This window comes from Microlunatus sp. YIM B11417 (genome assembly GCF_059617205.1).
Map to the genome: position 1 here is coordinate 41,315 of NZ_JCAMPJ010000007.1, position 13,740 is coordinate 55,054.

At 71.2% G+C, this 13,740-nt stretch carries 14 protein-coding genes; 10 read left to right on the forward strand and 4 right to left on the reverse strand.

The window, feature by feature from the left end:
- Positions 1–82: 82 nt before the first annotated feature.
- Together rocD and ddaH are read right to left on the reverse strand one after the other, a co-directional pair.
- Positions 83–1,288: an ornithine--oxo-acid transaminase gene (gene rocD, locus AC6CCG_RS26525; RefSeq protein WP_496657770.1), complete on the reverse strand. Its 1,206-nt coding sequence runs from the start codon at positions 1,286–1,288 to the stop codon at positions 83–85.
- The gene (gene ddaH / locus AC6CCG_RS26530) at positions 1,285–2,154 is read right to left on the reverse strand and encodes a dimethylargininase (RefSeq protein ID WP_496657771.1); all 870 of its coding nucleotides are present in this window, start codon (positions 2,152–2,154) and stop codon (positions 1,285–1,287) included. The genes rocD and ddaH overlap by 4 nt, the downstream gene beginning before the upstream one ends.
- A gap of 124 nt (positions 2,155–2,278) precedes the next feature.
- Between ddaH and AC6CCG_RS26535 the strand changes: the two genes are divergently transcribed.
- The 8 genes from AC6CCG_RS26535 (at position 2,279) to AC6CCG_RS26570 (ending at position 9,971) form a co-directional block, all read left to right on the forward strand.
- Entirely contained in the window at positions 2,279–2,710 is a 432-nt protein-coding gene (locus AC6CCG_RS26535) for an Lrp/AsnC family transcriptional regulator (RefSeq protein WP_496657772.1), read from the forward strand.
- Between the two features lie 69 nt (positions 2,711–2,779).
- Positions 2,780–3,079 carry a DUF2510 domain-containing protein gene (locus AC6CCG_RS26540; protein ID WP_496657773.1) on the forward strand — a complete coding sequence of 100 codons (300 nt, stop codon included), beginning with the start codon at positions 2,780–2,782 and terminating at the stop codon, positions 3,077–3,079.
- Positions 3,080–3,099: 20 nt separating this feature from the next.
- On the forward strand, positions 3,100–4,503 hold the full coding sequence (gene lpdA, locus AC6CCG_RS26545; protein ID WP_496657774.1) for a dihydrolipoyl dehydrogenase: 1,404 nt from the start codon (positions 3,100–3,102) through the stop codon (positions 4,501–4,503).
- Between the two features lie 5 nt (positions 4,504–4,508).
- Entirely contained in the window at positions 4,509–5,060 is a 552-nt protein-coding gene (locus AC6CCG_RS26550; RefSeq protein WP_496657775.1) for a GNAT family N-acetyltransferase, read from the forward strand.
- An 803-nt stretch (positions 5,061–5,863) separates the two neighbouring features.
- Positions 5,864–7,780: a 2-oxoglutarate dehydrogenase, E2 component, dihydrolipoamide succinyltransferase gene (gene sucB, locus AC6CCG_RS26555; protein ID WP_496657776.1), complete on the forward strand. Its 1,917-nt coding sequence runs from the start codon at positions 5,864–5,866 to the stop codon at positions 7,778–7,780.
- A 7-nt stretch (positions 7,781–7,787) separates the two neighbouring features.
- A complete protein-coding gene (locus AC6CCG_RS26560) occupies positions 7,788–8,684 on the forward strand; it encodes a TIGR01777 family oxidoreductase (protein ID WP_496657777.1) in 897 nt (298 codons plus the stop codon).
- Positions 8,685–8,727: 43 nt separating this feature from the next.
- Positions 8,728–9,438 carry a lipoyl(octanoyl) transferase LipB gene (gene lipB / locus AC6CCG_RS26565; protein ID WP_496657778.1) on the forward strand — a complete coding sequence of 237 codons (711 nt, stop codon included), beginning with the start codon at positions 8,728–8,730 and terminating at the stop codon, positions 9,436–9,438.
- A gap of 2 nt (positions 9,439–9,440) precedes the next feature.
- Positions 9,441–9,971, forward strand: a complete 531-nt coding sequence (locus AC6CCG_RS26570) for a hypothetical protein (RefSeq protein WP_496657779.1) — start codon at positions 9,441–9,443, stop codon at positions 9,969–9,971.
- A gap of 30 nt (positions 9,972–10,001) precedes the next feature.
- On the opposite strand, the gene AC6CCG_RS26575 is transcribed toward AC6CCG_RS26570, so the two are convergent.
- Complete coding sequence (locus AC6CCG_RS26575; protein WP_496657780.1) at positions 10,002–10,457, reverse strand: YybH family protein; 456 nt, start codon at positions 10,455–10,457, stop codon at positions 10,002–10,004.
- Positions 10,458–10,635: 178 nt separating this feature from the next.
- Between AC6CCG_RS26575 and lipA the strand changes: the two genes are divergently transcribed.
- Positions 10,636–11,535, forward strand: coding sequence for a lipoyl synthase (gene lipA, locus AC6CCG_RS26580; RefSeq protein ID WP_496657962.1), 900 nt, complete (start codon positions 10,636–10,638; stop codon positions 11,533–11,535).
- 44 nt (positions 11,536–11,579) lie between these two features.
- Positions 11,580–12,365 (forward strand): DUF4191 domain-containing protein, encoded by a 786-nt coding sequence (locus tag AC6CCG_RS26585; RefSeq protein WP_496657781.1) that lies wholly within the window; start codon positions 11,580–11,582, stop codon positions 12,363–12,365.
- A 114-nt stretch (positions 12,366–12,479) separates the two neighbouring features.
- Here AC6CCG_RS26585 and AC6CCG_RS26590 read toward each other — a convergent pair whose 3' ends face one another.
- Positions 12,480–13,739 carry an MFS transporter gene (locus tag AC6CCG_RS26590; protein ID WP_496657782.1) on the reverse strand — a complete coding sequence of 420 codons (1,260 nt, stop codon included), beginning with the start codon at positions 13,737–13,739 and terminating at the stop codon, positions 12,480–12,482.
- Position 13,740 lies beyond the last annotated feature (1 nt).

Below are 13,740 nucleotides of genomic sequence, written 5' to 3' on the forward strand. Positions count from 1 at the left end.
AGGCTGCTTCGCTCCCTGAGCCTGTCGAAGGGCAAGGTCCGATCCGGCACGGCACTTGCGCCTTGCTCAGTGCGCCTTCGCTCTAGTCCGTCAGCGCCGCGGCCAGTTGATCAACCGCGAAGTCGATCTCGTCCTCGGTGATCACCAGCGGCGGCGCGATCCGGATCGTCGAGCCGTGGGTGTCCTTGACCAGGACGCCGCGGGCCAGCAGCCGTTCCCCGATCTGCCGCCCGGTCCCGATCGCCGGGTCGATGTCGATCCCGGCCCAGAGGCCGGCGCACCGGACCGCGGTCACGCCGGAGCCGATGAGCGCCCGCAGTCGATCATGAAGCCGTACCCCGAGGTCGGCGGCCCGCTGCTGGAACTCGCCGGTCTCCAGCAGCCCGACCACCGCCGAGCCGACCGCGGCCGCCAGCGGGTTGCCGCCGAACGTCGAGCCGTGCTGTCCCGGGTGCAGGACGCCGAGCACGTCGGCGTCGCCGACCACGGCCGACACCGGCACCACCCCGCCGCCGAGCGCCTTGCCCAGCAGGTAGAGATCGGGCACCACGCCGACATGGTCGCTGGCGAACGTCGCGCCGGTCCGGCCGAGGCCGGACTGGATCTCGTCGCAGATCAACAGCATCCGGTTCCGGTCACAGAGCTCGCGCAACCGGGGCAGGTAGTCGGCCGGTGGGATGATCACGCCCGCCTCGCCCTGGATCGGCTCGACCAGGACCGCGACCGTACGCTCGGTGACGGCCGCGGCGACCGCGTCGGCGTCGCCGTACGTGACGACCGTGAAGCCCGGCGTGTAGGGGCCGAAGCCGGTCCGGGCCTCCGGGTCGTCGGAGAAGCTGATCACCGTGATGGTGCGACCATGAAAGTTGCCGCCGGCGACGATGATCTCCGGCTCGGCAACCCCGCGGACGTCGTGACCCCACTTGCGCGCGACCTTGATCCCGGACTCCACGGCCTCCGCGCCGGTGTTCATCGGCAGCACCATCTCCTTGCGGCACAGGGCCGCCAGGCGGTGCGCGAACGGGCCGAGCTGGTCGGTGTGGAAGGCCCGCGAGGTCAGCGTGACCCGGCCCAGTTGACGTACCGCGGCGTCGATGATCAGCGGATGCCGGTGGCCGAAGTTCACCGCCGAGTAGGCGGCCAGGCAGTCCAGGTAGCGCCGGCCGTCCACGTCGGTGACCCAGGCCCCGTCGGCCGAGCTGATCACCACCGGCAGCGGATGGTAGTTGTGTGCGAGGTGGCGCTGCTCCTGCTCGATCAGGCCGGCTCCGTCGGTCACGGTGATCATGGAATCATTCCTTCCGGGTCGGATGCGCGGCGGATCTCGAGGGTGCAGCACTTGATCCCGCCACCGCCCTTGAGCAGCTCGGGCATGGCGACCGGGACCGGGACGTAACCGCGCAGTTCAAGATCACGTGCGAGCCCGGTCGCAGCCTCGGCCATGATCACGTTCCGGCCGTCGGACACGAGATTCAGTCCCAGCACGGCGGCGTCGGCCTCGGCGGCGATGACGGCGTCCGGGTAGCGGCGCTCCAGCTCGGCCCGGCTGGCCGGACTGAACGCCGCGGGCAGGTAGGCGATCTCGTCGTCGCCGAGAACGGCGAGCGCGGTGTCCAGGTGATAGAAGCGCGGATCGATCAGCTCGAGCGTGATCACCTCGAGCCCGGTCAGCCGGGCCACCTCGGCGTGCGCGGCCCGGGTGGTCCGGAAACCGGTGCCGGCCAGGATCACCGAACCGACCAGCAGCAGGTCGCCCTCGCCCTCGTTCACCTCGGCCGGCAGTGCCACCGGTCCCAGCCCGGCCCGGTCCAGCCAGTCGGCGTAGATCGCGGCCTCGGCGGCCCGCTGCGGGTACGCGAACCGGGCGCCGACCGTCACCCGCGGCGTGACGAGGGCACCGTTGGCCGCGTACACGGCGTCGGGCAGCCCGGCCGGCGCCGGCAGTTCGTCCACCCGGTGCCCGAGCCGGCGGTACGTGTCGCGCAGCGTCCGCCACTCGGCCAGGGCGCGCCCGACGTCCACCGGCACCGCCGGATCCATCCACGGGTTGATGGCGTAGCTCACCGCGAAGTGTTCCGGCGGCGTCATCAGGTAGCGCCGGAGCCGGGCCCGGCGCTCCGGCGTCTGGCGCGGCGCCAGGGTCAGATCGGTCATGAGCCAAAGCTAGATTCGGGGCACATCTGCAATCAATCCACATTCATTGCCTGATGATCATCGGTTCATTGCGCAGAGATTCCCACGTCGGCGATTCGTTGCGCGGCTGTCGTACGGTAGGACCATGGACGGACTGGACGAGCAGATCATTCACCGGCTGGCCGGCAATGCCCGGGCGACGTTCGCCGAGATCGGTGCCGAGGTCGGGCTCTCCGCGCCGGCCGTGAAGCGGCGGGTCGACCGACTCGTCGCCGACGGCACCATCGCCGGGTTCACGGCGATGATCGATCCGGCGGCGCTGGGCTGGGGCACCGAGGCGTACGTCCAGGTCCACTGCAAGGGCACCATCTCGCCGGAGAACCTGCTGCGGATCTGGGAGCCGATCCCGGAGATCGTCAGCGCCAGCACGATCACCGGCCAGGCCGACGCGATCCTGCGGGTCCGGGCCCGTGACGTACAGCATCTGGAGCGTGCCCTGGAGCGGATCCGCGAGGACGACACGGTGGAGCGGACCGAGTCGATCATCGTCCTGTCCCGGTTGATCGAACGCGGTTGAGGCTGATCCATCGGTTGGTCGAGGCACGCTGCCGGGTTGCGCCCCGGGACCGATAGCGTTGGCCGGGCCATGGCAGACCCCGGCTGGTACCCCGACCCGAGCGGCACACCGCAACGACTCCGCTACTGGGACGGTACGTCCTGGTCCGGACGCACCACCTTCGACGCGGAGCGGCCGACTCCGAAGCAACGCACCGCGACCAAGACCAAGGGCGGGCGGGTGCCGTTGATGTGGCTGGCCGGCCTGCTGGTGTTGATCTTGATCGGCGTCGCGACCGTGCTGATCCGGCAGGACCCGGACGACGAGCCGGACATCTGGTCCACCTCGCTCACCGACAGCCCGCTCGGGCAGATCTCCAACCTGTTCTGACGGATGTCAGGATGAGGCCCATGGCGAACTATGACGTCGTGGTGTTGGGTGCCGGGAGTGGTGGGTATGCCACTGCGCTGCGGGCCGCGCAGCTGGGCCTCTCGGTGGCCATGATCGAGAAGGACCAGGTCGGCGGCACCTGTCTGCATCGCGGCTGCATCCCGACCAAGGCGATCCTGCACGCCGCCGAGATCGCCGAGGCGGCTCGGCACGGCGCCGAGTTCGGGGTGCACACGATCCTCGAGCGGGTCGATCTCGCCGGCGTCCGGTCGTACGCCGACGCGACGGTGGCCCGGCTCTACAAGGGACTGGCCGGCCTGATCAGGTCCCGCGACATCACCGTGACCTCCGGCACCGGGACGCTGCTCCCGGCCGAGGGCCCGGATGCGCCGCCGCGGGTCCAGGTCGGCGATCAGGTGATCACCGGCACCCATCTGGTGCTGGCGTCCGGGTCGGAGGCCCGCAGCCTGCCCGGCCTCGAGATCGACGGGAGCCGGGTGATCACCAGTGATCACGCGCTCCGGCTGGACACCGTGCCGCAGTCGGCGATCGTGCTCGGCGGCGGCGTGATCGGTGTCGAGTACGCGTCGGCCTGGCGCTCCTTCGGCACCGAGGTCACGGTCGTCGAGGCACTGCCGCGGCTGTTGCCGAACGAGGAACCGGAACTGTCGGCCGGCCTGGAGCGCGCGTTCCGGCGCCGCAAGATCACGGCGCTGACCGGGGCACCGGTCAGCGAGGTCGACGCGGGCGAGCACGGGGTCCGGGTCACCCTCAGCACCGGCCGCGCCGTCGAGGCCGAGCTGCTCCTGGTAGCCGTCGGCCGCGGGCCTCGCTCGGCTGGGCTCGGCTACGAGGAGGCCGGGGTCGAACTGGACCGCGGGTTCGTCGTCACCTCGGAGCGGCTGGCCGCCAGCACGCCGAGGACGTACGCGGTCGGCGACCTGGTGGCCGGCCTGCAGCTGGCCCACCGCGGCTTCGCGCACGGCATCTTCGTCGCCGAGGAGATCGCCGTGGCCGAGGGCAAGCTTGATCGTTCGCCGGTCCCGGTCCGGGATCGGGACATCCCGCGGATCACGTACTGCGACCCGGAGGTGGCCTCGGTCGGCCTCGGCGAGGAGGCCGCCCGCGCCGAGTACGGCGACGCGGTCACGATCAGCTACGACCTGGCCGGCAACGGCCGCTCCCAGATCCTCAAGACCGCCGGCCTGGTGAAGCTGGTCCGGGCCCCCGACGGCCCGATCGTCGGCGTCCACCTGCTCGGCTCCCGGGTCGGTGAACTGATCGGCGAGGGCCAGTTGATCACCACCTGGGAGGCGTACCCGGAGGACGTCGCCGCCGCCATCCACGCCCACCCCACCCAGTCCGAAGCCCTCGGCGAGGCCCACCTCGCCCTGGCCGGCAAGCCCCTGCACGTCCACGGCTGACCTCCGTGACCGCAACGGAATCGCTCGAAACACTCGACCTGCCCGGACGGTCGGTTCGGCTGCGCGAGTTCACCGGAGCCGACGAGGAGGCGGTCGCCGGAATCGTCGGGGACGACCGGGTCACCGACTTCCTCTCCTTCGACAGCCGCACTCGGGAGCAGTCAGCGGCGATGCTCGCGGGCATCATCGACCGCTCGGGGATCCGGCCGCGAGTCGAGTTCTACCTGGCGGTCGAGCCGCTGGCCGGTCCCCCGTTGGTCGGGTTCGTCCGGCTTGCTCTGGGCGGCGTCCGGGCGGCCAAGCTGGGGTACGCCATCGCGGCTGATCACTGGGGCCGGGGGTACGCGACCGACGCAGTCAGCACCATGATCGACTTCGCCTGGCAGACGCTCGACCTGCACCGGATCACCGCGGCGATCGGGCCTGACAACGAGGCATCGATCGCGGTCGCCCGGCGCGCAGGCCTGGAACTCGAGGGGCGCCTCCGCGACCACGTCTTCACCAACAACGCCTGGCGCGACTCCCTCCTGTACTCGATCCTCCGACCAGGCTCATGATCAACAACAGTTTGTTGCCGAGCTGACGGCGGTTCCTGCCGACCGCGACTGCCGCACCGCGTCAGAGACCTCGGGTCGCGACGCCCGTTCACCGCACCATCGCGTCCGGTCCGCCAAGCCCCTCGCAGGCAGAACCCCGCCCGGCCGTGCATCCTCCACCGACGCCCCAACCCGTCCGCTCCTCCGCCGCCCCCTTTCTCCGCCACCCCGGCGCACACCGCTCACCGCTCGAGATCTTGCGGTCGGTCAGGTTCCGTCTCCACCGAGCGGACACTTCGACCTGGATCTGGCCCCGCGCTGCGGGCCTAAACGTCCACTCGGTGAGGGCTGGGAGGCGAGGACCGCAGGATCTTCGGACGCGGTCCGCAGCCGAGCTTCCGCGGGGCACTGCTGAGCAGGGAGCCTTCGTGGCCATCCGCCGACCCGAGATCGTGCCGAACGCCGACCTGCCCCTCCCCGTCGACTCTGTGACGACGACATGATCACCCGGCCTGGCTCGGGACGGGGCCGGGGCGCTCGAACGCAATCCGAGGTTCTCCGCGAGACTCACCTCCCCCTCGCTGGCAAGCCGCTGCACGTCCACGGCTGACCCGGCGGGCGAGCTGTCGCGAAAGCTCCACAGCTCGAACGCTGGAACGCGATACGAGCTCCAGCAGCCGAGTTGTGGAGTTCTGGCGACAGCACCCTCGTGATGGTTTGTCAGGCCCGGCGAGCGCCGGTTCCGGCCGACGCCACGGGCCGAGACGGCTGGCGTTAGGCTGATCCCCGAACCGAGCACCGTACTGAAGGAGTCTCAATCCATCATGTCGACTTCTGTAACCCTCCCGGCGTTGGGCGAGAGCGTCACCGAGGGGACGGTCACCCGTTGGCTGAAGCAGGTCGGTGACACCGTCGCGGCGGACGAACCGTTGCTCGAGGTCTCCACCGACAAGGTCGACACCGAGATCCCCTCACCGGCGGCCGGTGTGCTGCTGGAGATCAAGGCCGCCGAGGACGAGACCGTCGAGGTCGGTGCCGTGCTCGCCGTGATCGGTGAAGCCGGCGAGCAGGCCGGTGGCGATGCCGGCGGCGACCAGCAGGCCCCCGCGGCCGAGGCCCCCGCCGAGCAGCCGGCCGAACAGCCCGCGCAGCCGCAGGCCGAACAGCCGAGCCAGCCGCAGGCCGAGCAGACCGACACCTCGGCCCAGCAGCCGCAGACCGAGCAGGCTCAGCAGCCGCAGGCCGAGGACGACCAGCCGGCGCAGCCGACCGGAGGCGCGCAGCCTGCCGCGGCGGGCCAGGGCACCGAGGTGACGCTGCCGGCGCTCGGCGAGAGCGTCACGGAGGGTACGGTCAGCCGCTGGCTGAAGCAGGTCGGCGACTCCGTCGCGGCCGACGAGGCCCTGCTCGAGGTCTCCACCGACAAGGTCGACACCGAGATTCCGTCCCCGACCGCAGGCACGCTGCTGGAGATCCGGGTCAAGGAGGACGAGACCGTCGAGGTCGGCGCCGTGCTCGGCGTGATCGGTTCCGCGGACGCCGCCCCGGCCCCGGCCGCCGAATCGGCTCCGGCCGCACCGGCCGCCGAGCCCGCCCCGGCTGCCGAGCCCGAGCCCGCCCCCGAGCCCGCAGCCGCCCCGAAGCCCGCCGCCGAGGCTCCGGCCCCCGCGCCGCAGCCCGAGCCCGCCGTAGCCTCGGCCCCCGCCCCGGCTCCCGCGGCCCCGGCTCCCGCGGCTCAGGCTCCGGTCGCCTCGCCGCCCGCCGCCCCGGCTCCGACGACCGAGACCACCGGCGACGGCCCTGGTTATGTGACCCCGCTGGTCCGCAAGTTGGCCGCGGAGCACCAGGTCGACCTGGGTTCGATCACGGGCACCGGTGTCGGCGGCCGGATCCGCAAGCAGGACGTGCTCGCCGCCGCCGAGGCCGCGAAGTCCGCCGCCGCCCAGCCCGCCGCCGAGGCTCCGGCTGCCGCCGCCCCGGCCGCATCCGCCCCGGCCGCCGCGGTGCAGCCGAGCTCGCTCCGCGGCACCACCGAGAAGATGACCCGGCTGCGCAAGATCATCGCCAAGCGGATGGTCGAGTCGCTGCAGACGTCGGCCCAGCTGACCACGGTCGTCGAGGTGGACCTGACGGTCGTCTCGCGGCTCCGGGCCAAGGTGAAGAACGACTTCCTGGCTCGCGAGGGCGTCAAGCTCTCGTACCTGCCGTTCTTGATCAAGGCCACCGTCGACGCGCTGAAGATCCACCCGAAGCTGAACGCGACGCTGGACACCGAGGCCGAGACGGTGACCTACCCGGCGACCGAGAACGTCTCGATCGCCGTCGACACCGACAAGGGCCTGGTGGTCCCGGTGATCAAGAGCGCCGGCGACCTGAGCATCACCGGGCTGGCCAAGAAGATCGCCGACCTGGCCGACCGGACCCGGAGCAACAAGCTGAGCCCGGACGACATCGCCGGCGGTACGTTCACGGTCACCAACACCGGCAGCCGCGGCGCCCTGATCGACACCCCGATCGTCAACCAGCCGCAGGTCGCCATCCTCGGCACCGGCGCGCTGGTCAAGCGGCCGGTGGTGCTGACCGACAAGGTGCTCGGCGAGACGATCGCGGTCCGCGACATGATGTACCTCTCGCTGTCGTACGACCATCGGATCGTCGACGGCGCCGACGCGGCCCGGTTCCTGGTCACCCTCAAGGAACGACTCGAGGAGGGCGACTTCGGCTCGGAGTTCGGGCTCTGACCCGACGATGAAATACCTGCTCGCCGGGGCCTCCGGATTCCTCGGCACCGCGCTGCGGGTCCGGCTGGCCGAGCAGGGGCACGAGGTCGTCCGGCTGGTCCGGACCGACCCGATCGCCGGCACCGAGTTCCGCTGGCACCCGGCGGCCGGCACGGTCGACGAGCGTGCGTTCGCCGGCGTCGACGTGGTGATCAACCTGTGCGGCGTCGGGATCGCCGACCGGCCCTGGACCGCCGGCCGGCGCCGGCTGCTCGAGTCGTCCCGCGTCGATCCCGGCCGTACGCTCAGCCAGGCGCTGGCCCGGCTGGACCGCAAGCCTTCGGTCTATCTGCAGGCCAGCGGGATCTCCGGGTACGGGACCGAGACCGGCGACCCGGCGGCGACCGAGGACAGTCCGCCCGGGACCGACTTCCTGTCCCGGCTGATCCTGGCCTGGGAGGCGGCCGCGAAGCCGGCCGAGGAGGCGGGCATCCGGACCGTGATCCTGCGCACCAGCCCGGTCCTGGACCGGACCGGCGGACTGCTCGGCCTGGCCCGGATCCCCTGGTCGTTCGGCCTGGGCGCCCGGCTCGGCGACGGCCGGCAGCGGACGCCGATGATCAGCCTGACCGACTACCTGCGCGCGGTCGAGTGGGCGGTCGCGACGCCGAGCGCGCGCGGCCCGTACAACCTGACGATCCCGGAGCCGACCACGAGCGCCGAGTTCTCCGACGCCCTGGCCCGGCAGCTGAACCGGCCGCGGGTGCTCGCGGTCCCCGCGCCGCTGATCCGCCGCGGGATGGGCGAGCTGGCCGAACAGCTGCTCGGTGACATGAACGTCGTGCCGGCCCGGCTGCTCGCCGAGGGCTTCACCTTCGCCGGTCCGGACATCCACGCGACCCTGCGCCTCGCGCTCGCCCGCTGATCCATGGCCACCCCGCCCCGGCGCTCGGCGTAGGGTGGTTCGCATGACGCTCGACGTACGCCTGCTGGGGCTCGGTTCGACGCTGATCGACTACTCCGAGGCGTGGTTGGCCCAACAGGAGGTACGCCAGCAGGTCGAGACCGGGCGGCTGCCCGACACCCTGCTGCTGCTCGAACACGCCTCGGTCTACACGGCCGGCAAGCGCACCGAGCCGATCGAGCGGCCGACCGACGGCACGCCGGTGATCGACGTCGACCGCGGCGGCAAGATCACCTGGCACGGTCCGGGTCAGCTGGTCGGCTACCCGATCGTCAAGCTGCCCGAGGCGATCAAGGTGGTCGACTACGTCCGCCGGCTCGAGGAGGCGCTGATCCGCACCGTGGCCGAGTTCGGCCTGACCGCGGGCCGGGTGCCCGGCCGGTCCGGCGCCTGGCTCGCCGCGGGCGACGGCCGGCCGGAACGCAAGCTCGGCGCGATCGGGGTCCGGGTCGCCGGCGGCGTCACGATGCACGGTTTCGCGCTGAACGTGAGCCCCGACCTGGGTGCGTACGACAAGATCATTCCGTGCGGCATCGCCGACGCCGGCGTCACCTCGATGGCCGCCGAGTTGCCGTACCCGCCGAGTCTGGTCGAGGTCGCCGCGGTCGCCGTCACCCAGCTGCAGGAGTTGCTCGCCTTCGAGCCGTACACGATGGCTCCGGATCTGCCGGCCCGCTCCCAGGTGCAGTACGGACTCGCGGTCGGCAACAGCTGACCGTGAGCGACAGCCTGGCGCCGGACGAGCGCCGTTGGGAACTCACCCGTCTGGTCCTGCGCAGCCTGATCCTGGTCCAGCTCGGCCTGGTCGTGGCCGGCCTGCTGGTGCCGGTCACCCGGACCGTCGACGACGAGGCGGAGCCGCTGACGGCGCCGGGCCTGTTCAACGCGATGGCCCAGGTGAACGACCCCGAGGACCTGGGCGCGGAGCGTGGCTTCTTCCTGGTGGTCAGCGCGGTGGTCGTGCTGGCCCTGATCGGCACGGCGGTCCTGGCACTGCTGCTGATCGGAGCCCAGTGGCACCCGGGCCGACTCCCGCTGCTGCAGTACGTTCTGGCCGGCATCCTCATCCTCGGCACGTTCGCCCTGCTGATCACCAGCGACTGGCTGGGCGTCGAACATCCCCGGTCGGACCGGTTCACCCTGACCGAGGCGAACACCGGCGGCCCGGCCTGGGGCCTGTGGATCCTGCTCGGCGCCGCAGCCTGGGCGATCAGCCTCGCCCGCGGCGTCCAGCGGCTCGCCGATTAGCGCCCCGGGTCGATCGGGCTGCGCTGAGGTTCACGGCTGGACGGTTCGAGGTGTCAGCTCGACAGCCGCACGGCCGGCAGCGGGATCGAACGGCACCGAAACCTGGTCGTGGAAGACGACCCACCGGCCGTCCTGCCTTCGGAAGCAGCCCGTCCAGCGCACCCACAGGCCCGGGACCGCCGTGCCGTCTCCGAGCGTGCCGCTGAGCTTGAAGAACCCGTGCCCGATCGCCAGCTCCTCCCCTGCGGTGATAGTGACGTCTCGGACGTCGTAGTCGATCGTCTCGAAGGCCGTGAACGCGTCGCTCCAATTCTTCAGCTTCGCGTCGACGCCCAGGTGCTGGAGCGGCGGGTGGACGTCGAAGGAGACGATGTCCTCTGCGTAGAGCGTTCTCAGCACAGCGGCGTTCTTGGTTCGGACTGCTTCCAACAGTTCGTCGACCCACTGCTGGATCGCGGTCTGGTCGGTCTCACACGGCGTGGACATGGGCTCACCTCTCGTGGGGATTCGGTGTCTGACCCCTCTGACGTGCTGGGCCGGCGATATGTGAGAGCGCTGAACTCGCTCTGCAGTCCGCCGGGCCCTGGCGGCCGGCCTCACCCGCGCCGCCCGGAGCCCCGCCGAGTAGGCTGACCGGGTGACGATCGCACCCGAGGGACGGAAGATGCTGCGGCTCGAGGTTCGCAACGCGGCGGTGCCGATCGAACGCAAACCGCCGTGGATCAAGACCACCGCGAAGATGGGCCCGGAGTATTCCGAGCTGCGCGAGCTGGTCAAGCGGGAGGACCTGCACACGGTCTGCCAGGAGGCCGGCTGCCCCAACATCTTCGAGTGCTGGGAGGACCGCGAGGCTACCTTCCTGATCGGCGGCGACCAGTGCACCCGGCGCTGCGACTTCTGCCAGATCGACACCGGGAAGCCGGCCGATTTCGACGCCGCCGAGCCGCTGCGGGTGGCCGAGTCGGTGCAGAAGATGGGCCTGCGCTACGCGACGGTGACCGGCGTCTGCCGGGACGACCTGCCGGACGAGGGCGCCTGGCTCTACGCGGAGACGATCCGCAAGATCCACGAGCTCAACCCCGGTGTCGGCGTCGAGATGCTGGCGCCCGACTTCTCCGGCAACCGGGACTACCTGGGCCAGATCTTCGGCACCCGGCCCGAGGTGTTCGCGCACAACGTCGAGACGGTGCCGCGGATCTTCAAGCGGATCCGGCCCGGTTTCCGGTACGAGAGGTCGCTGGACGTCCTGCGCTGGTCCCGCGAGGCCGGACTGGTCACCAAGTCGAATCTGATCCTGGGCATGGGCGAGACCCGGGCTGAGGTGTCGGAGGCGCTGCGCGACCTGCACGACGCCGGCGCGGAGATCATCACGATCACGCAGTACCTGCGGCCGAGCCCGCGGCACCATCCGGTGGAGCGCTGGGTGAAGCCGGAGGAGTTCATCGAGTTGCAGGCCGAGGCCGAGCAGCTCGGCTATGCCGGTGTGATGAGCGGGCCGTTGGTCCGTTCGTCGTACCGGGCCGGAAGGCTGTACCGTCAGGCGATGGACCGCCGGGGGCAATGATCCCGGCACAGAGATGATCATGGAAAGAATGTGGGTGAGGGTTGATGGCTGACGCGAAGAGCGCGCGGGCCGCGGCCAAGGAGGCCAAGGAGAAGGCGAAGGCCGCCGAACGGGCCGAGAAGGAACGCCGCAAGAACAGCACCGATCCGGCCGACATGGGCCGGATCCGGCAGATCATCCGCGCGTACCAACTCACGCACGAGTACGACAAGCCGCTGCCCTTCCTGCTCGGCGGGGCGTTCGTCGGCAGCATCGTCGTCTGCCTGGTGATCGGGTTCCTGATCGGCCAGCCGATCTACCTGGGCATCCTCGGACTGATGGTCGGCCTGCTGGCGGCCATGATCGTCCTGGTCCAGCGGGCCAAGGGCGCCACCTACAAGCGGTACGCCGGCCAGGCCGGATCGGCCGAGGTGGCCCTGCAGATGCTGCCCAAGAAGTGGGTCTCCGAGCCCGCCGTCGCCGCCAACAAGCAACTCGACGTGGTGCACCGCACCCTCGGCCCGGGCGGCCTGGTGCTGATCGGCGAGGGCGAGCCGGGCCGGCTCAAGGCCCTGCTGGCCAGCGAGGTGAAAAAGCACGAGCGCGTCGCGTACGGCGTCGAGGTGACCACCATCCAGATGGGCGACAAGGAGGGCCAGGTCCCGCTGGCCAAGCTGGCCGACCACATCCGCAAGCTGCCCAAGACGCTGCAGCCGCACCAGATCACCGACATCAAGCAGCGCCTCCGCGCGCTGGACGCGGTGCGGCCCAAGATCGCGGCGCCGAAGGGCCCGATGCCGACGAACCCGCGGCAGGTCCGCGGCGTCCGCCAGGCGATGCGGGGCCGCTGAACCCCCACGCGCCCTGAGCCCGTCGAAGGGCCGGAAGTCCGCTGACCTTCACGCGCCCCGAGCCCGTCGAAGGGCCGGAAGATCACTGACCCTCACGCGCCCTGAGCCCACCCCTCACGCGCCCTGAGCCTGTCGAAGGGCCGGAAGTTCGATCAAGGTCCGTACCGGTGAGCAGACCAGCCACAGACAGGCCAGGACGGTGCCGGTCGCGGCCATGATCAACAGCGCCCGGGTGCCGATCGCGGCGGCGACCAGCCCGCCGAGGAACGCGCCGAGCGGTGCCGCGCAGCCGACCAGGACCGACAGCGTCGCGGTCGCCCGACCCTGCAGCTCGGGCCGGACGACCGCCTGCCGCAACGCGGACTGGTTGACGTTGTAGAGCGGTTGGCCGAGGCCGCTGCCGAACGACGCGACCATGATCATCGCGATCGTGACCAGCTGCGGCCCGAACGCCAACGGCAGCGCCAGGTTGGCGACGCCGGCGGTCGCGAAGCCGATGATCATGGTCGGCCCGATCCCGTACCGCCGGGCGACCGGGGCGGCCAGCACCGAACCGAGCAGCGCACCCGGACCGATCGCGGCCAGCACCAGCCCGACCATCGCCGGCGGCAGCCCGAGGTCCCGGGACAGGTAGAGCACCTCCACCGCGAGGATCGCGCTCAGACAGCCGTTGTACGTCGCGGCAGCAGCTGCGCTCGCCCGCAGCAGCGGCTCCCGCAGGATCACCGCGATCCCCTCCCGCAGCTCACGACCCAGGTGCCGGCGACCCGGCCGGGACACCCGAGGCTCGTCGAGCCTGATCATCCCGAGCGCCGCCGCCGAGGCCAGATAGCTGATCACGTCGACCAGGATCGCGACCGGAGCGGTGACCGCCTGGACCAGCACGCCGGCCGCGCCGGGCCCGCCGATCCGCGCGAGGGCCGCGGACTGGGTCAGCCGCGCGTTGCCGTCGACCAGCCGTTCGCCCGGCAGCACACTGCGCAGGAACGCCGACCCGGCGATCTGTCCGATCACCGCGAACGACGCGACGAGCACCGCGACGACGGTGAGCAGCACCATGCTCGCCCGACCGGTCACGACCGCCACCGGGATCGTCAGCAGCAGCACCGCTCGGGCCAGGTCGGCCATGATCATCAGCCGCCGTCGCCGGACCCGGTCGACCCAGACGCCGACCAGCAGGCCGAACACGACGACCGGCAGCTTCGCCGACGCGGTCAGCAGCCCGAGCTGGGTTGCGGTCGCGTCGAGCAGGATCACGGCGAGCAGCGGGATCGCGACCGCCGACACCTGATCGCCGGCGTACGACAACGACTGCCCCACCCACAACCTGCGGAAGGCGGGCACCCGCCAGGCGGACGTGCCCCGGTCACGCACC